General features: G+C 63.0%; 19 protein-coding genes and 2 tRNA genes. 10 read left to right on the top strand and 11 right to left on the bottom strand.

The window, feature by feature from the left end; all coding sequences use genetic code 11:
* Positions 1-35: 35 nt before the first annotated feature.
* The gene (locus C7I85_RS08920; RefSeq protein ID WP_106723635.1) at positions 36-962 is read left to right on the top strand and encodes a LysR family transcriptional regulator; all 927 of its coding nucleotides are present in this window, start codon (positions 36-38) and stop codon (positions 960-962) included.
* A 37-nt stretch (positions 963-999) separates the two neighbouring features.
* Positions 1,000-1,899, top strand: a complete 900-nt coding sequence (locus C7I85_RS08915) for a cation diffusion facilitator family transporter (RefSeq protein WP_106723634.1) — start codon at positions 1,000-1,002, stop codon at positions 1,897-1,899.
* A gap of 20 nt (positions 1,900-1,919) precedes the next feature.
* Here C7I85_RS08915 and C7I85_RS08910 read toward each other — a convergent pair whose 3' ends face one another.
* Genes C7I85_RS08910 through purM form a run of 3 tightly spaced genes read right to left on the bottom strand, consistent with a single transcriptional unit; the run spans position 1,920 to position 4,252 of the window.
* A complete protein-coding gene (locus C7I85_RS08910; protein ID WP_106723633.1) occupies positions 1,920-2,438 on the bottom strand; it encodes a SixA phosphatase family protein in 519 nt (172 codons plus the stop codon).
* Between the two features lie 45 nt (positions 2,439-2,483).
* Positions 2,484-3,191 (bottom strand): phosphoribosylglycinamide formyltransferase, encoded by a 708-nt coding sequence (purN, locus tag C7I85_RS08905; protein WP_106723632.1) that lies wholly within the window; start codon positions 3,189-3,191, stop codon positions 2,484-2,486.
* Positions 3,188-4,252, bottom strand: coding sequence for a phosphoribosylformylglycinamidine cyclo-ligase (gene purM, locus C7I85_RS08900; RefSeq protein WP_181257128.1), 1,065 nt, complete (start codon positions 4,250-4,252; stop codon positions 3,188-3,190). The genes purN and purM overlap by 4 nt, the downstream gene beginning before the upstream one ends.
* A 226-nt stretch (positions 4,253-4,478) precedes the next feature.
* On the opposite strand from purM, the gene C7I85_RS08895 reads away from it, so the two are divergent.
* The 3 genes from C7I85_RS08895 to hdaA are packed head-to-tail and all read left to right on the top strand — an operon-like array spanning position 4,479 to position 6,891.
* The gene (locus tag C7I85_RS08895) at positions 4,479-5,036 is read left to right on the top strand and encodes a CDP-alcohol phosphatidyltransferase family protein (protein WP_106723630.1); all 558 of its coding nucleotides are present in this window, start codon (positions 4,479-4,481) and stop codon (positions 5,034-5,036) included.
* The gene (locus tag C7I85_RS08890; protein WP_106723629.1) at positions 5,008-6,177 is read left to right on the top strand and encodes an AI-2E family transporter; all 1,170 of its coding nucleotides are present in this window, start codon (positions 5,008-5,010) and stop codon (positions 6,175-6,177) included. The genes C7I85_RS08895 and C7I85_RS08890 overlap by 29 nt, the downstream gene beginning before the upstream one ends.
* A 12-nt stretch (positions 6,178-6,189) precedes the next feature.
* On the top strand, positions 6,190-6,891 hold the full coding sequence (gene hdaA, locus C7I85_RS08885; RefSeq protein ID WP_106723628.1) for a DnaA regulatory inactivator HdaA: 702 nt from the start codon (positions 6,190-6,192) through the stop codon (positions 6,889-6,891).
* 8 nt (positions 6,892-6,899) lie between these two features.
* On the opposite strand, the gene C7I85_RS08880 is transcribed toward hdaA, so the two are convergent.
* The 6 genes from C7I85_RS08880 to C7I85_RS08855 all read right to left on the bottom strand — a co-directional run bounded on the left by C7I85_RS08880 (position 6,900) and on the right by C7I85_RS08855 (position 9,759).
* Positions 6,900-7,412, bottom strand: a complete 513-nt coding sequence (locus C7I85_RS08880) for a hypothetical protein (RefSeq protein ID WP_106723627.1) — start codon at positions 7,410-7,412, stop codon at positions 6,900-6,902.
* Between the two features lie 138 nt (positions 7,413-7,550).
* A tRNA-Arg gene (locus C7I85_RS08875) sits at positions 7,551-7,627 on the bottom strand.
* Between the two features lie 35 nt (positions 7,628-7,662).
* Positions 7,663-7,968, bottom strand: a complete 306-nt coding sequence (locus tag C7I85_RS08870; RefSeq protein WP_106723626.1) for an ETC complex I subunit — start codon at positions 7,966-7,968, stop codon at positions 7,663-7,665.
* A 23-nt stretch (positions 7,969-7,991) separates the two neighbouring features.
* Positions 7,992-8,068 (bottom strand) — tRNA-Pro (locus C7I85_RS08865).
* A 539-nt stretch (positions 8,069-8,607) separates the two neighbouring features.
* On the bottom strand, positions 8,608-9,078 hold the full coding sequence (locus C7I85_RS30935) for a hypothetical protein (RefSeq protein ID WP_181257127.1): 471 nt from the start codon (positions 9,076-9,078) through the stop codon (positions 8,608-8,610).
* A gap of 339 nt (positions 9,079-9,417) precedes the next feature.
* The gene (locus C7I85_RS08855; protein WP_106723624.1) at positions 9,418-9,759 is read right to left on the bottom strand and encodes a YciI family protein; all 342 of its coding nucleotides are present in this window, start codon (positions 9,757-9,759) and stop codon (positions 9,418-9,420) included.
* Between the two features lie 198 nt (positions 9,760-9,957).
* On the opposite strand from C7I85_RS08855, the gene C7I85_RS08850 reads away from it, so the two are divergent.
* On the top strand, positions 9,958-10,215 hold the full coding sequence (locus tag C7I85_RS08850) for a hypothetical protein (RefSeq protein WP_146148845.1): 258 nt from the start codon (positions 9,958-9,960) through the stop codon (positions 10,213-10,215).
* Here C7I85_RS08850 and C7I85_RS08845 read toward each other — a convergent pair.
* Both C7I85_RS08845 and C7I85_RS08840 read right to left on the bottom strand, forming a co-directional pair.
* Positions 10,194-11,369, bottom strand: coding sequence for a transporter substrate-binding domain-containing protein (locus C7I85_RS08845; protein ID WP_342587297.1), 1,176 nt, complete (start codon positions 11,367-11,369; stop codon positions 10,194-10,196). The genes C7I85_RS08850 and C7I85_RS08845 overlap by 22 nt on opposite strands.
* A 52-nt stretch (positions 11,370-11,421) precedes the next feature.
* Positions 11,422-12,594 carry a cystathionine beta-lyase gene (locus C7I85_RS08840; RefSeq protein WP_106724069.1) on the bottom strand — a complete coding sequence of 391 codons (1,173 nt, stop codon included), beginning with the start codon at positions 12,592-12,594 and terminating at the stop codon, positions 11,422-11,424.
* A 379-nt stretch (positions 12,595-12,973) separates the two neighbouring features.
* On the opposite strand from C7I85_RS08840, the gene C7I85_RS08835 reads away from it, so the two are divergent.
* The 4 genes from C7I85_RS08835 to C7I85_RS08820 form a co-directional block, all read left to right on the top strand.
* A complete protein-coding gene (locus C7I85_RS08835; RefSeq protein ID WP_106723622.1) occupies positions 12,974-14,011 on the top strand; it encodes an amino acid ABC transporter substrate-binding protein in 1,038 nt (345 codons plus the stop codon).
* A gap of 65 nt (positions 14,012-14,076) precedes the next feature.
* On the top strand, positions 14,077-15,267 hold the full coding sequence (locus C7I85_RS08830) for an amino acid ABC transporter permease (protein ID WP_106723621.1): 1,191 nt from the start codon (positions 14,077-14,079) through the stop codon (positions 15,265-15,267).
* A gap of 4 nt (positions 15,268-15,271) precedes the next feature.
* Positions 15,272-16,429 carry an amino acid ABC transporter permease gene (locus C7I85_RS08825; RefSeq protein WP_106723620.1) on the top strand — a complete coding sequence of 386 codons (1,158 nt, stop codon included), beginning with the start codon at positions 15,272-15,274 and terminating at the stop codon, positions 16,427-16,429.
* An 11-nt stretch (positions 16,430-16,440) separates the two neighbouring features.
* Positions 16,441-16,852: ATP-binding cassette domain-containing protein (locus C7I85_RS08820; protein WP_146148844.1), on the top strand; the 412-nt coding region annotated here is incomplete at its 3' end.

Raw genomic sequence — 16,852 nt, 5'->3', positions numbered from 1 at the left:
ACTTTGAAACCAAATGTCCACATGTGTAGACTTTCATGCTGAATCTAAATGACCTCCATTTCTTCGCCCAGGCGGTCGATCATGGTGGCTTCGCCGCCGCCGCCCGGCGTCTCGGCTGCCCGAAATCCACCGTCAGCAAGCGGGTCGCGGCACTTGAGGCGTCGCTTGGCGCGCAACTGATCCACCGCAACTCGCGCAACTTCACGCTCACCGATGTCGGTCGCGACGTATATGACCACGCGCGGGCGGCGATCATCGAGGCGGAGGCGGTCGAGACGGTCGTGCAGCGGCGACTTGCGGAGCCGAGCGGCATCGTGCGGATCACAGCGTCGGTGCCGGATGCAAGGTTCCGGCTGGGGCACCGGCTGCCGGTGCTGGCGCGCCGGTATCCGAAGCTGCGGATTCAGCTGCATGTTACCGACCGTTTCGTCGACCTGGTGCAGGACGGCTTCGACATCGCGCTCCGCAGCCATTTTGCGCCGCTGCCGGATTCCGATCTGGTGCAGCGGCGGATGAGCGAGGAGCCGATTACGCTAGCGGCGGCGCCATCCTATCTTGCCGAGCGCGGGGAACCGGCAACTCCCGAGGCGCTGGCCGACCACGACGGACTGATGAGCAACATCGCAATGAAAGCCTGGCGATTGCACGACGCGCATGGCCGGGCGGTCGAGGTCGCGCCCCAGCCCCGGCTCCATGCCGATGAATCCGTGCCGCTCCTGATGGCGGCCGAGGCCGGCCTCGGCATCGTCTGCCTGCCGGAGCTGATATCGACTGAGTGGGTGCGCCAGGGAAGGCTGGTGCGGGTGCTGCCGGCATGGACCGCCGGCCACGTGACGACGACGATCCTGACGCCGCACAAGCGCGGACAGCTTCCCGCGGTACGGGCGGTCATCGATTTTCTGCTGCAGAAGGAGCCAAACGGCAAAGTCACAGGCGAGGGCTTTGAACCGCCGTCCATATAGGTCTAGCCTATATTGAGAATCCGGACCGGAGACTTGGATGAGCGGCGACCATCAGCACGGCGACATCAGGAGCACGCCGGCGTCGCGCCTGTGGATGGCGCTTGGCCTGACCGGCTTCTATTTCCTGGTCGAGCTGATCGGCGGCTTCGTCACCGGCAGTCTGGCGCTGATTTCCGACGCCATGCATATGCTGACCGACACGATGGCGCTGGCGATCGCGCTTCTGGCGATCCATCTTGGCCGTCGTCCGGCCGATCTCTTGCGCACTTACGGCTATGCTCGCTTCGAGATATTGGCCGCAGCCTTCAACGCGCTGCTCCTGCTGGGCGTCGCCTTCTACATTCTCTACGAGGCTTATGTGCGGCTGTTCGAGCCGGAGCAGATCGCCTCGCTGGGCATGCTGGTCATCGCGGTGGTCGGGCTGGTGGTCAACCTGGTCTCGATGCGGCTGCTGACGAGCCACAAGGACGAAAGCCTCAACGTGAAGGGCGCCTATCTGGAGGTCTGGGCCGACATGCTCGGGTCGCTGGGCGTCATCCTCGGCGCGGCCGTCATCTGGCTGACCGGCTGGCTGTGGGTCGACTCGCTGGTTGCGGTGGGCATCGGCTTCATCATTTTCCCGCGCACCTGGAGGCTGCTCAAGGAGTCTCTCCACATCCTGCTCGAGGGAGTTCCGCCGGGCATGGTGTTGTCCGATGTCGAGACTGCCATCATCGGCGTACCGGGCGTTGCTTCTGTCCATGACCTGCACCTTTGGGCCATCACGCAAGGCAAGCCCTCGCTCACCGCGCATGCGGTGCTGGCAAATGGAGCGGATCCGGATGTGGTGCGGGTCGCCATTGAGGTGACTTTGCAGGAAAAATTCGAGCTGCATCACACCACGCTTCAGATGGAACGCGAAAGTTGCCAGTCAGGCGAGACGGTGACCATCCACTGACGGTCTGTCTTGCGAGGCGGTCAGGCCAGATCCTTCGGCCGCAGGCATTCGAGCAGCTGTGCGCCGCCGAACTGCAACTCGTCCCAGCGGCCGGTGAACTCCAGCCGGGCAAGGCCGGCGGTCGGGAACTTTTTCCGCAACTGCTTCATCGCGTCTTCATCGGAGCCATTGCCTGCCAGCCGCGAGCAAAAATCCTCCAGCCCCGGATTGTGACCGAGCACGAGGAGCGTGGTGACGATTTCGGGCGTTCGATGCACCTCCGCCAGCAATTGCTCCGCCGAGGCCTCGTAGAGCGAGTCGCGGAAAGTCGGGCTGGGGGCGTGCTTGAGGCCGGCCGAAACCAGCTGCCATGTCTCGCGCGTCCGCGCCGAAGATGAAACCAGCGCCATCAGCGGGTGCCAGCCCCGCGCCTCGATGGCTTTTCCGATCAGGGGCGCAGCTTGGCGGCCGCGCGGCGCCAGCGGCCGGTCGAAATCCTGGAGCTGGGGATTGTCCCAACTCGACTTGGCATGACGCAGGAGAAGCAGTTCCTTCTTCATGCAACTCTCCGGGCTCGCAACCTCCGGTTACTTAGGGCAGGGGCCTTAAGGCGTGAAGCGGGCCAGCGCCTCGAGATCGACCGGTTCGCTCGACGGGCCGGGGGAGGTGACGAGGCCGTTGTGGTTCGGCGATTCGAAGTCGCTGAAAACGGTCCTGCCGCCTTCCATCCGGACCTTGCCTTCGGCCACCAGGCGCAGGGCCATTGGGTAGAGAGCGTGCTCGGCGCCCAGGACGCGGGCCGACAGGGTCCGCTCGTCGTCGCCGATCAGCACGGGCACGGCAGATTGCGCAATGATCGGGCCATCATCCATCGCGGCGGTTACGAAATGCACTGTGCAGCCATGGATGCGAAACCCGGCGTCCAGCGCGCGCTGATGGGTGTCCAGCCCCTTGAGCAGAGGCAGGAGGGCGGGGTGGATGTTGATCATCCGGCCCTGCCATTTTTCGACAAAACCGGTGGTCAGCAGGCGCATATAGCCCGCAAGGCAGACGATCTCGGCGCCGAGCTCGACGAGCGCTGCATCGATCGCCACGTCATGCGCTTCCTTGCTCGGAAAATCGCCGCGCGAGACGACGCGCGTGGCGATGCCCTTGCTTGCCGCAACGCCAAGTCCGCCCGCACCAGCCTTGTCGGAGATCACGCCGACGATTTCGGCCGGAAAGGCGCTGTCGTCGGCAGCATCGATCAGCGCGGCCATGTTGGAGCCGCGGCCGGAAATGAGGACAACTGTGCGCTTGCGGGCCTGGGTCATAGCGCGATGGTTCCGCGATAGATGACGCCGGCGTCGCGGCGCGGCACGATGCGGCCGATCGGCTCCACCGTCTCGCCGGCTTCCTGCAGCACCGCAGCCACCTGTGCGGCCTGGCCGGAGGCGACCACCATGATCATGCCGATGCCGCAGTTGAAGGTGCGCATCATCTCGTTGGCTTCAACGCCGCCCGTCTTGGCGAGCCACGAGAAGACCGGGGGCACGTCGATGGCGTCGAGGTCGAGCTCGGCCGAGAAATCGGCCGGCAGCACGCGCGGGATGTTGTCGGGGAAGCCGCCGCCGGTGATGTGCGCCAGCGCCTTGATGCCGTGCGTGTTGCGGATGGCGCGCAGCACCGACTTCACATAGATGCGCGTCGGCTCGAGCAGCGCTTCGGCCAGCGTCTGGTCATCGGCGAAGGGGGCGGGGTCGTTCCAGCCGAGCCCGCTCGCCGCCACGATGCGGCGCACCAGCGAGAATCCGTTGGAATGAACGCCGGAAGAGGAGAGGCCGAGCAGAACGTCGCCCTCGACGATGTCGTCGGTGGGGAGCAACTGGCCGCGTTCGGCCGCGCCAACGGCAAAGCCGGCAAGGTCGTAGTCCTTTTCCTGGTACATGCCCGGCATTTCAGCCGTCTCGCCGCCGATCAGCGCGCAGCCGGCCTGGCGGCAGCCTTCGGCGATGCCGCTGACGATTGCCGCGCCCTGGTCCGGGTCGAGCTTGCCGGTGGCGAAATAGTCGAGGAAGAAAAGCGGCTCGGCGCCCTGCACCACGAGGTCGTTGACGCACATGGCGACGAGGTCGACGCCGATCGTGTCGTGCTTTCCGGCCTCGATGGCGATCTTGAGCTTGGTGCCCACGCCGTCATTGGCCGCCACCAACACCGGGTCGGTGAAGCCGGCCGCCTTGAGGTCGAACAGGCCGCCGAAGCCGCCGATCTCGCCGTCGGCGCCGGGGCGACGGGTGGAGCGCACCAGCGGCTTTATCTTCTCGACCATCAGGTTTCCGGCGTCGATGTCGACGCCCGCCTGCGCATAGGTGAGCCCGTTCTTCTGCTCGCTCATGGCCATTCCTTTTGGTCGTTGCCGTTCAGGCGCGCGGCCCGCGCGACTGCATTGTAAGATATAGCCCGGCTCTTCGCATGATACGCCCGGGGCCGCAAGAAGAGCGGCAAGACAGCCACTATTTTGCGGCCGAAATTGGTGGAGAGCGCAAACGCGCGCGCTGGCATCTTGCAGCCGGCGGTAGTCTCGACCATGTATCGAGCAACGAGAGGGAGACAATGACGTCGTGACGATCGCCAACATGATCACGATTCTGCGGTTCCTGCTGGTGCCGGGCGTGATCTATGCCCTGCTTGTCGGCCGCACCGACTGGGCCTTTGCCGGCTTCCTGATCGCCGGCGTTTCGGATGCGGTCGACGGCTTCGTGGCGCGGCATTTCAATCAGCGCTCGGTTCTTGGCTCCTATCTCGATCCGATGGCCGACAAGCTGCTGCTCGTCAGCGTTTTCGTCGTGCTCGGCATCATGGGCGAATTGCCGCTGTGGCTGGTGATCGCGGCGGTGTCGCGCGATGCGCTGATCATCTGTGCGGTTGTGTTGTCCACGGTCATCGGTAACCCCGTGGCGATGAAGCCGCTGTTCGTTTCCAAGGCCAATACCGCCGTTCAGATCGTGCTGGCCGCCTTCGTGCTGGCCGAACTTGCCTTCCAGACCCAATACGGTCTTGTCCGCATGGGGTTGATATTGCTGTCCGGGCTCTTGACCGTCACTTCGGCCGCAGCCTATCTCGTTGACTGGCTTAGGCACATGAACGGCTATGGCGAAAGCGAAACTCCAAACAATTGAAGTGACGCAACAGGAAGAGATGGCGGCCGCTTTCCGCAGGCAGATCCGTTTCTGGATCATTGCGGCGGTGGGGCTGGCGCTGTTCATCTACCTGTTCAGCAGCATCCTGCTGCCCTTCGTGGCCGGCATGGTGCTTGCCTATTTCCTCGACCCGGTGGCCGACCGCCTGCAAAGGCTCGGCCTGTCGCGCATCATGGCGACGATCCTGATCCTGGTCGCCTTCCTGATCGTGCTGGTGCTGGGCCTCGTCATCCTGATTCCCATCCTGGCCTCGCAGCTCACCGATTTCATCGCCAAGCTGCCCGAATATTTGACCCGGCTGCAGGGGCTGATCACCAGCTACGATCCCAAATGGATCGAGCAGCGCTTCGGCGTAGATGCCAACAGCCTGCGCGAAGGGCTGAATTCTCTGCTGACCACCGGATTCGGATTCCTGACGACGGTTTTCCAGTCGATCTGGAGTTCGGGCATGGCGCTGTTCTCCATAGCCAGCCTGTTCGTGGTGACGCCGGTGGTGGCCTTCTACATGCTGCTCGACTGGGACCGCATGATCGCCACCATCGACAGCTGGGTGCCGCGCGATTACGTCGACACGGTTCGCCAGCTCGCCTCCGAAATCAATGTCGCCACGGCCGGTTTCGTTCGCGGGCAGGGCACGCTCTGCCTCATCCTTGGCTTGATCTACGCTGCTGGCCTGACGCTGACCGGCCTGAAGTTCGGCGTGCTGATCGGCCTGTTCGCCGGCCTGATCAGTTTTATTCCCTATGTCGGCTCGCTGGTCGGGCTGGTGCTTTCGGTGGGCCTTGCCTTCGTCCAGTTCTGGCCGGACTGGATCATGGTGGTGGCCGTGGCCTGCGTGTTCTTCACCGGCCAGTTCATCGAGGGCAACATTTTGCAGCCGCGCCTTGTCGGCAAGAGCGTGGGGCTGCACCCGGTGTGGCTGATGTTTGCGCTGTTTGCCTTCGGTGCGCTTTTCGGCTTCGTCGGCCTGCTCATCGCCGTGCCGGCGGCCGCGGCTGTCGCGGTGCTGGTGCGCTTCGCAATTTCGCGCTATCTGGAATCGCCGCTCTACAAGGGGCATAGCGAGGCCTCCGAGGCCACGCCGACGCAATCCAGGGGCGGCAAGAACGCAAGCAATTGAATTTGTAGACTCATGGCCGAAACGGAAACACCGCGCCAGCTGCCGCTCGATCTCGGCCATACGCCTGGCTATTCCCGCGACGATCTAGTGGAGTCACGCGCCAACGAGCAGGCCGTGGCTCTGGTCGACCGCTGGCCCGACTGGCCGGCGCCCGTGGTCGTGCTCGCCGGGCCTGCCGGCTCCGGCAAGTCGCATCTGGCAACCATCTGGCGCGACATGTCCAGCGCGCTGCCGCTGACCGCCTCCGACATAGAGGCGCATTTGGGCGCGCGCGACACCGCGCAGCCGGTGCTGATCGACGACGCCGATGCCGGCGTTCTCGACCAGAACGGGCTGTTTCATCTGATCAACCAGGTTCGCGGCGCTGGCTCGACGCTGCTGCTCACCGCCCGCCGTTTCCCCAGCGCCTGGGGCGTGACCTTGCCGGACCTCGCCTCGCGCCTGAAGGCCGCGGCAACGATCGAGATCGATGAGCCCGACGACCTGCTGCTGGCAGGCGTGATCACCAAGCTGTTCGCCGACCGCCAGATCGAGGTGGATCCGGCCGTGGTGCAATATCTGGTCCGGCGCATTGAACGCTCGCTGTCGACGGCGATCGGCGTGGTCGACCGGCTGGACAGGGCAGCCCTGGAGCAGAAGACGCGCATCACCCGCGCGCTGGCCGCCGAGGTGCTGAACGCCCTCGACGAGGGACAGGCCGAGTTCGATCTTTAAGGTCCTGATCAGACACTGCCGGGCTCGCGGACCGGCACATCATCCACGGTGATGAACGACCATGCGTTCAGCACACCAAGCCATATCAGGCCGAGGAAAGAGGCCGCCACAAGGTACATGCCGCCGCCTGCACCGATGAGCAGGCTGAGGCCACCCAAGGCGCCGAGGCTCCACAGCACCATCCCGGCCAGCATGCGAGGCATGGGAATGGGGGCATGCTGGCGGTAGAGATCCACAATCGCACGCACCGGCACGAAGAGAAGCAGGAATGCGTTGAGCACGATGAGCTCAAGCGCAAGCAATGCCGATGACTGTGGCATCATCACCAAGGCGGATTCGATCAACAGTCCCACAAACGCGAAGATGTTTCCGAAGGCTCTGGTCCGCCACCGCGGGACCTGGCGGATTACGTCGATCTTGATCGATAGCGCGACGAACAGCAGGCCAGCCAGTGCGGCCACCGCCCCTCCGAGCATGATATAGACCTCGCGCCAGGCCTCGGGCTCATATGCAAAGCTCACGGCACACCTCCGACTGCTCTAGCGTCGGATGATCCCCTGAGGGGCTGAATTGTGCAACCGGCAGACGACTTCGAGGGTGGCACGAACGCCCAGAAGGCCGAAATCCTGACGGCACAGTGCGCAAGTAATTGAAATTATTGGCGATCCCGGCAGGATTCGAACCTGCGACCATCGGCTTAGAAGGCCGGTGCTCTATCCAGCTGAGCTACGGGACCACAACCATTGGCAGCCGGGACGCGTCGAGTGTGACTCAGTGCGTCCAGGGCATCTTGCGGTCATACTTGAAATTATCCGAATAGGAAATCTGCCGCCGCTTGGCTTCCTTCGGTTCCTGCACGCGGTACTCGATGCCGTATTTCTCGGCATAGGCGATCGCTTCTTCCTTCGATTCGAAGTTGAGGCGAATCTGGCTCTTCATGTCGCGGGAGCTGGTGTAGCCCATCAGCGGGTCGATCTTGCGCGGCGAAGCGGGATCGTATTCGAGCACCCAGAGGCCGGTCTTGGCCTTACCCGACTGCATTGCCGTCTTGGCGGGGCTGAAGATGCGCGCGGACATGCTTTCCTCATCGGTACGTTCGATGGTCGGAGTGGCAGGATTCGAACCTGCGACCCCCTGATCCCAAATCAGGTGCGCTACCAGGCTGCGCTACACTCCGAGTCCATGGGGGCTATAGTGTTCAAGGCCTTAGGACGCAAGCCCATAAAAGGCGAAAACGGAACAAATGCCATGATGAGGCAATTGGCGGCGCAAAAGTCCCGCGAAAAGCGCCGCGCGCTACGCCAAGCGCTGATCTCCCCGATGGAGAAGCATCTCCAACCGAGCAGAGGCTCGGCCCAGATGATCGCCCGCTTTGGTTTGAAAGAATCATATCCCCCGGAGGAATGCGGCCGGCCATGATGTCCGGGACGGGCGGCACCTTCATGAAGTGAACTCAAGAACGTCCCGTTCCAGGGAACTTTCTTGTTTGCGACGCGTTCGCTCGCAACGTCCGATTGAGGGCCATCCCTCACGATCATCGCGCAGAGGTCGATCCTCCCCACGATCGTCGCCAGGCCTAGAGCTCTTGACGGACAATTTCCCTTGGAGAAGACAATGAGACACTACCTCTCAACACTCGCTTGTTCGGGATTGCTGGGCATTGGAGCGCTCATCGGCACTTCTGCTTTTGCAGACAGCATCTCCAACTCACATTCCTTAGAGCCCGTAGCAGATGGCCAGACGTGGAATAGTTCCTGCGCCGCGGCGGCCTGCCAGGGCAAATTTGAACCAGCCGTTCTGGTGCGCAAGTCCGCTGACAGCTTGGGCAGCGGCCTGCAGTTTGTCCACGGTGGTGGTGGCGGCGGGGGTGGCGGCTTTGGCGGCGGTGGCGGCGGCGGTCACGGCGGCGGAGGCGGCTTTGGCGGCGGTGGAGGCGGTCACGGAGGCTTTGGTGGCGGCGGCGGCTATGGTGGCGGTAGCTTCGGTGGCGGCGGTCACGGCTTTGGCGGAGGCGGCTTTAGTGGCGGACGCGGCGGCGGCTTCGGTGGCGGTGATCACGGCTTTGGTGGTGGCTTCAGTGGCATGGGAGGCTTCCACGGCGAAGGCTCTCGTGGCCACCACGGTGAACGCCATGATGGCCGCTTCTCCCATAATCGGCACTTCTTCAATAACCGCTTCAATAATCAAGGAGGCGGCGGCTTCGACAATAGCGACTACGGCTGGGGCTGGTATGGTTTTGGCGTGCCGTATTCCTACTGCAACCCCTATACCTACGGCTACTATGGCGCCTGCTATCCGGGATACTACCAGGGATATTGATTGCGCCGCAGCGGATGGCCGTCGCACAAAAGTCGACCGTGGCGCCAACTCCATGCGTTTCGGCGTAAACTATAGGCTCCACGGTTTCGGCGGCATGGTCCGCATGTGACTTCAGTGACTAAACCCGCCCCGGTCTCCGGGGCGGGTTTCTCTATTGGGTGCTCGGCGAGGACGCACGAACGGCACGTGCCCCGACAGTTGCTCCGGTCAGTAAAGTGGGCGCACTTCGACCGGAGCCCGACAGGCGACGGCGGCCTTGCGCCCCCACGCCAGAGCCGCGTCCAGGTCCGCGACTTCCAGTACCCAAAAACCGCCCACATGTTCCTTGGTCTCCAGGTACGGCCCGTCGGTGACAATCACCTCACCATTGGGCTGCGCCCGCAGCGCAGTCGCACTGCTTGCCGGGCGCAGGCCGCCGACGAAAATCCTGACGCCGGCAACCTTCATCTCGTCGTTGAGCGCGTCGATGTCGCGGGACATCGCTTCTTCCTCCGCGGCGGACGGGTCGTAGTCGTCGGGGTGATGAATAGCAACCAAGTACCGCGTCATGGCTTCTCCTGTAATGGTCTTCGGGCGTGCCGGTCGCACTGCCTTCGATGTATGAACGAACGGACAGGCTGGGTTCCGACGAGTCGTCCAAGGATTTTGGGTGAGGACGGGAAGTTCGCGCGCGTTAGGCGGCCGCGGGGCAAGCACTGGATAGTCGGTGTAACCTCGCGCGTCGCCGCCGAAGAAGGTCAGTCCGCCTTGTTCATCGGCGCATTGGTGCCCACGGGCCTCCAGGTCGGCCAATCCCGAGGCCAAGTCGGCGCCGATCTGGTCGCGTGGATGGCCTGGCCCCCGCTCATCGCCGTTGTGAATGACGTGAGTGTAGGCGAGGCCAAGTTTGCCGAGTTCGGCTACAAAATAGCGGTAGAGTTCTGGGCCATCCGCGCCCTCATCGATCCAGGGGGCAGGCGGATCGCCGTCCTGTCCTCCTGTGGTCAGGGCGCAAAGCCGAAATAGCGCGACCTGATGGCCTCCAGATCGCCGCGTTCCTGCGCGGCGAGGACGGCGATGGAGGCCGGCCGGGTGAGGGGGCTGCCGACGGTGAAGGCGAAGCCGTATTTGTCCGGCTGGAAGGTGTTGCCGATCACCTTGAGATGCATGTCCGGATGCGTGAAGACGAAATATTCGAGGACGGGGCTGTCGGCGACCACCGCGTCCACCTCGTCGCGGGCCAGCGCCGCGGCGGCTTCGTCGATGTGATCGTAAGGCTTGGTGGTGATGTAGAGTTTCTTCACATAGGCTTCGGACACGCTGCCGGCCCGCACGCCGACGACCTTGCCGCGAAGGTCCGCAAGGCTGTTGATCTCATTGCTGAGCTCGGCGACGGTCATCACGCTGGCTATGGACGAGGTGAGGTAGGCGATTATCGCGATGCCGCACACCATCCACATGGCCTGCCAGGCCCGGCCCAGCCAGCCGAACAGGTTCCTGCGGTTGGTCTTGCCCGAGGTCGCTATCGACATCACGTGGTAGAAGCTCTCGGCCAGTCCGTCGCGCCATTTGGTGGGAAAGTCCATGTCGAACCGGCGGTCGAACAGGGTCATGAACATCGTGGCCAGGAATATGCAGACGGCAATCCAGGCATAGGTCCTGAGATGACCCGAATCCGCCAGCCTGCCGAACACCTCCGAGGGGCTGGTTCCGTCATTGTCCGGAACCATGATGCGAAGGCCGGCATCGAACCACGGATGGGTGAAGTCGACGATTTTGGCGCGGCTTTCCGTGATGGTCAGATTGGTGACCGCGACATCGACGGCGCCTTTCGAAACCGCATCCACGAGCTCGCCATAGTTCTGGAACTGGCGGTAATCGGAGACCACCTTGAGCCTGCCGGCCACCTTCTCCCACAGGTCGATCGCCATGCCGGAGTAGCCGTCGCTCTGGCTGACCACGAAGGGCGGGCTGACATAGACCCCGACATTGACCAGGCGGGGCTCAGCGGTTTCTTCGGCGCGTGCGCCTCCGGCGAGAAGGCACAAGATCAGAATGAAGAAAACGGCCAGACCGGCCAGCGGTTGAGAGCGCGGTGGCCACATGTTCGAGTCGCCGATAGTTACCGAAACGGCGATATTGTTGCAGACAAAGCTTACGATTGTCTTGATCTGGCGCATTGGGAGGTGCCGCTTGCTGCAGCGGCACCTACGGTGTCGAACGCGTTCGCGGTTACGCTTCGCGCGCTGCCTTGAGCCCGCGGGCGATGTCGGCCTTGATGTCCTCAACGTTTTCGAGGCCGATCTGCAGCCGGATGAGCGGACCCTCATAGGGGCCCTTCGCCACGACGCGGTCGCCCAGATAGACGTGCACGGCGAGGCTCTCATAGCCGCCCCAGGAATAGCCGAGGCCAAAAATCTCAAGCGCGTCGAGGAAGGCATGCGCCTCCTTCTGGCCGCCGCCTTGAAGGACGACGGAGAAGATGCCGCTGGAGCCGGAAAAGTCGCGCTTCCAGAGCCGATGGTCGGGATGGCTTTCGAGGCCCGGATGCAGCACGCGCGCCACGCCCGGCTGGGTTTCGAGCCAGCGGGCGATTTCGAGCGTGCTCTGCTCATGGCGTTCCAGCCGCACGCCCATGGTGCGCAAGCCGCGCAGCACCTGGTAGACGTCGTCGGGCGCCGCGCAGGTACCGAGCGTGAGGAAACCTTCGTGCAGGCGCTCCCAGCAGGCGGCGTTGGCCGAGACCGTGCCGAGCAGCACGTCCGAATGGCCGGCCGGATATTTCGTCGCCGCATGGATGGAGATGTCGACGCCATGGTCGAGCGGCTTGAAATAGAGCGGCGTTGCCCAGGTGTTGTCCATCATCACGATGGCGCCGCCGGCGTGCGCCGCCTTGGAAATCGCGGGAATGTCCTGGACCTCGAAGGTGTTCGAGGCGGGCGATTCGGTGAAGACGACCTTGGTGTTAGGCTTCATCAGCGCAGATATGCCGGCGCCGACATGCGGATCGTAATATTCGATCTCGACACCCAGCCGCTTCAGCATGGTGTTGGCGAAGTGGCGCGTCGGCGCATAGACGGAATCGACGATCAGCACATGGTCGCCCGCCGCCAGGAAGGCGAGCAGGGGCACGGTGACGGCCGCCAGGCCCGACGGCACGATGATGGTGCCGGCCGAGCCTTCAAGGGCGTCGATCGCCTGAGCAAGCGCGTCGGTGGTCGGTGTACCGCGTGTGCCGTAGGTGTATTTCTGCGCGCGGCTCGCCATGGTGGCCGCATTGGGGAACAGCACCGTGGAGGCGTGCACCACAGGCGGATTGACGAAACCGTGGTAGTCGTGCGGATCGTTCCCTGCGTGGGCAAGCCGCGTGTGGATACCCGTATTGGTGAAATCTCGCTTGGCCATGTCGTCCTGCTTTAATGAGAGCGGCACAGGCATAAGGCCGTGAACCTTGCAGCGCAATCCAGGAAAAGCGGGAGTCTTTTGCGCCAGCGGCCCTAGCCGGTGCCAGCGGGAGAAAGATAGCCGGAAAACTTTCCTCCCGGGAAAGTACGGACGCCCTGTAACTAGAGTCGCAAGGCGCTCTTATCGCGCGCATTTTTCCAATTTCCGCAGCGCTGAGCCATCACACTTGACCTAGCAGCAAATATCGCTTTCGATGCAAATTCGTGAATGGGAGCACAGCAAGCGCAAGTTGTGTGCGATGACGTTCCAGGAAGTGGGCCGGAACGGTGCTGACGCTTTCTCGCGGGGAACAAGAACAAATCAAAGAGGGTAAGCGGGAATGAAAAATCACGTGAAAGCCATCTTGGGCGCCGCTGTTCTGGGACTGGCGGCCTCGGCCGCTTCGGTTTCATCCGCGGATACGCTGAGCGATGTGAAGGCCAAGGGTTTCGTGCAGTGCGGCGTCAACACCGGCCTGGCCGGCTTCTCTGCGCCGGATGACAAGGGCGAATGGAAGGGTTTCGACGTCGATTTCTGCCGCGCTGTCGCGTCGGCTATCTTCGGCGACCCGTCCAAGGTCAAGTTCACGCCTACCAACGCCAAGGAGCGCTTCACGGCGCTGCAGTCGGGTGAGATCGACCTTCTGGCCCGCAACACCACCTGGACGCTCGGCCGCGATACCGCGCTCGGCCTCACCTTCGTCGGCGTCAACTACTATGACGGCCAGGGCTTCATGATCAACGCCAAGAAGCTGCCGGGCGTCACCTCGGCGCTGCAGCTCTCGGGCGCTTCGGTCTGCGTGCAGAGCGGCACCACCACCGAGCTCAACCTCGCTGACTACTTCAAGGCCAACAACCTCGAATACAACCCCGTGGTGTTCGAGAAGCTGGAGGAAGCGAACGCGGCCTATGATTCGGGCCGTTGCGACGCCTACACCACCGACCAGTCCGGCCTCTACTCGATCCGCCTGACCCTCGCTTCGCCCGACGATCACATCGTCCTGCCCGAGATCATCTCCAAGGAGCCGCTTGCGCCCGCCGTCCGTCAGGGCGACGACAAGTGGTTCAACGTCGTCAAGTGGACGTACAACGCCCTGGTCCTGGCCGAGGAGTATGGCATCACCCAGGCCAATGTCGACGAGATGAAGAGCTCGAAGAACCCCGACATCCAGCGCGTGCTGGGCGCCGAGGCCGGCACCACGCTGGGCACCGGTCTGGGCCTCGACAATGACTGGGTGGTCAAGATCATCAAGGGCGTCGGCAATTATGGCGAGATCTTCGACCGCAACATCGGCGCCGGCAGCCCGCTGAAGATCGCGCGCGGCCTGAACGCACTATGGACCAAAGGCGGTCTGCAATACGCCATGCCCATCCGTTGAGGATGCGCTAGATTAAAGGGGGGCGCCTGGCGCCTCCCGCTTGTTCTCCGTGCAAAGGAGACACCATGGTTTCGCAAGAAATGCCTCGCGATGCCAGCGGGGCAGGCGCGTCTTTTATCAATGACCCGCGAATCCGCGGGTTGATCTATCAGGCCGTCCTGTTCGTCTTGCTGGTAGCCTTCGTCTACTGGATATTCGGCAACACCGTCGATAACCTGCGACGCTCGAACATTACTTCCGGTTTCGGCTTCCTCAACAGTCGGGCCGGCTTCGACATCAGCGAGACGCTGATCAGTTACTCGTCCAACGACACCTACAAGTGGGCGCTGGTGGTGGGGCTGGTCAACACCGCCGTCGTGGCGGTGACCGGCATTATCACGGCCTCGATCATTGGGTTCCTCGTCGGCGTCGGGCGGCTTTCGGAAAACTGGCTGATCCGCAAGATCTGCATGGTCTATGTCGAGATCTTCCGCAACATCCCGCCGCTGCTGGTCATCTTCTTCTGGTATCTCGGCGTGCTGTCGGCGCTGCCCCAGCCGCGGGAAAGCATCGCTCTGCCCTTCGGCGCGTGGCTCAACAATCGCGGCTTCTTCCTGCCGGCTCCCATTTGGGGCGAGGGCGCCTGGCTGATCCCGGTGGCTTTCCTGCTGGCGGTCGGGCTGTGCTGGTTCGTCGCCAGACGCGCGCATCAACGGCAGGCGGCGACGGGCGAGCAGTTTCCGGTGTTCTGGACGTCGGTGGCGCTGCTGGTCGGATTGCCGCTGCTCGCCTTCGTGGCAGCAGGCTTTCCGCTGACCTTCGAGTTCCCGAAGAAATCCACCTTCAACCTGCTCGGCGGCACCCAGATCAGGCCCGAGTTCCTGTCGCTCTATCTGGCGCTGTCCTTCTACACCGCCGCCTTCATCGCCGAGATCGTGCGGGCGGGCATATTGGGGGTGAACAAGGGGCAGACGGAGGCAGCTTATGCGCTCGGCCTGCGGCGGCGTCCGACGCTGCGTTTGGTGGTGGTTCCACAGGCGCTGCGCATCGTCATACCGCCGCTCACCAGCCAGTATCTCAACCTGACCAAGAACTCGTCGTTGGCAATCGCCATCGGCTATCCGGATCTGGTGCATATCGGCGGTACGATCCTCAACCAGAGCGGCCATGCGATCGAGATCGTCGCGATCTGGATGGTGGTCTATCTCGGGCTCAGCCTGGTGATGTCCGGCTTCATGAACTGGTTCAACGCCAAGATGGCGCTGGTGGAGAGGTAGGTCCATGGAGCAGACGAATCTCGCTTATGCGCGTACCGAGATGGCTGCCGACGAGCGGCCGCCATCGAAGGAACAGGGCGTGGTGGCGTGGCTGCGGAAGAACCTGTTCGCGTCCGTGCCCGATACGATCCTGACCCTGGTCGGGCTCGTCATTGTGGCGATGATCCTGCCGAGGGTGATCGATTGGGCTTTCATCAACGCCCAGTGGACCGGCACCGACCGCAGCTATTGCGCGACTGTTGCGCAGGGCGGCATCCAGCCGGATGGCTGGTCGGGCGCTTGCTGGGCCTTCGTGGGAGCGAAGTTCCAGCAGTTCATGTTCGGCCAGTACCCGATCGACCAGCGCTGGCGGGTGATGCTGGCCGGCGCGATCTTCCTGGCCCTGCTGGTGCCATTGCTGATCCCCAGCGTGCCCCGCAAGCTGCTCAATGCCGTGCTGCTGTTCGGCGTGTTTCCTTTTATTGCCTTCGCCCTGCTGGTGGGCGGCGTGTTCGGCCTGCCCTTTGTGGAGACCGCGCGCTGGGGCGGCCTGATGGTCACGCTGGTGCTGTCGATCGTGGGCATTTCCGTTTCCCTGCCCTTCGGCATATTGCTGGCGCTGGGGCGGCGCTCGAAACTGCCGGTCATCAAGCTCGTCTGCGTGATCTTCATCGAGACGATCCGCGGCGTGCCGCTGGTCACGGTGCTGTTCATGGCGAGCGTCATGTTCCCGCTGTTCCTGCCGGCCGGCATGACTTTCGACAAGTTCCTGCGTGCGCTCATCGGCGTTGCGATATTCGCAGCAGCCTACATGGCCGAAGTGGTGCGCGGCGGTCTGCAGGCCATTCCGAAAGGGCAGTATGAGGGTGCCGCATCGCTCGGCCTGACTTATTGGCAGACGACGGGCCTCGTCATCCTCCCACAGGCGCTGAAGCTGGTGATTCCGGGTATCGTCAACACCTTCATCGGAATGTTCAAGGACACGAGCCTGGTGGCCATCATCGGCATGTTCGACCTGCTCGGAATCGTCCGCCAGAACTTTTCCGACGCCAATTGGGCTTCGCCGCAGACGCCGATCACTGGATTGGTGTTTGCCGGATTCATTTTTTGGCTGTTTTGTTTCGGCATGTCGCGCTATTCGATCTATATGGAACGCCGGCTCGATACCGGTCATAAACGATAGGGGATTGGCCGATGGCCACAGAAAATGCAGTCCGGGCTGACGAGATCCGGGTCGACGCCGGCAAGATGCACATCTCGGACACCGACGTGGCGGTCGACATCGTCGGCATGCACAAATGGTATGGCGAGTTCCATGTCCTGAAGGACATCAACCTCAGGGTGATGCGCGGCGAGCGCATCGTCGTCTGCGGCCCGTCCGGCTCGGGCAAGTCGACCATGATCCGCTGCATCAACCGGCTGGAGGAGCACCAGAAGGGGAAGATCATCGTCGACGGCAAGGAGCTGAGCAACGATCTCAAGAAGATCGACGAGGTGCGCCGCGAGGTCGGCATGGTGTTCCAGCACTTCAACCTGTTCCCGCATCTGACGATTTTGGAGAACTGCACGCTGGCGCCGATCTGGGTGCGCAAGATGCCCAAGAAGC

It is taken from the genome of Pseudaminobacter soli (ex Li et al. 2025) (genome assembly GCF_003012705.1).
Lineage (GTDB): Bacteria > Pseudomonadota > Alphaproteobacteria > Rhizobiales > Rhizobiaceae > Pseudaminobacter > Pseudaminobacter soli.
The sequence above is the reverse complement of the archived record's forward strand: the minus strand, read 5'-3'. Positions and strand labels throughout refer to the sequence as shown.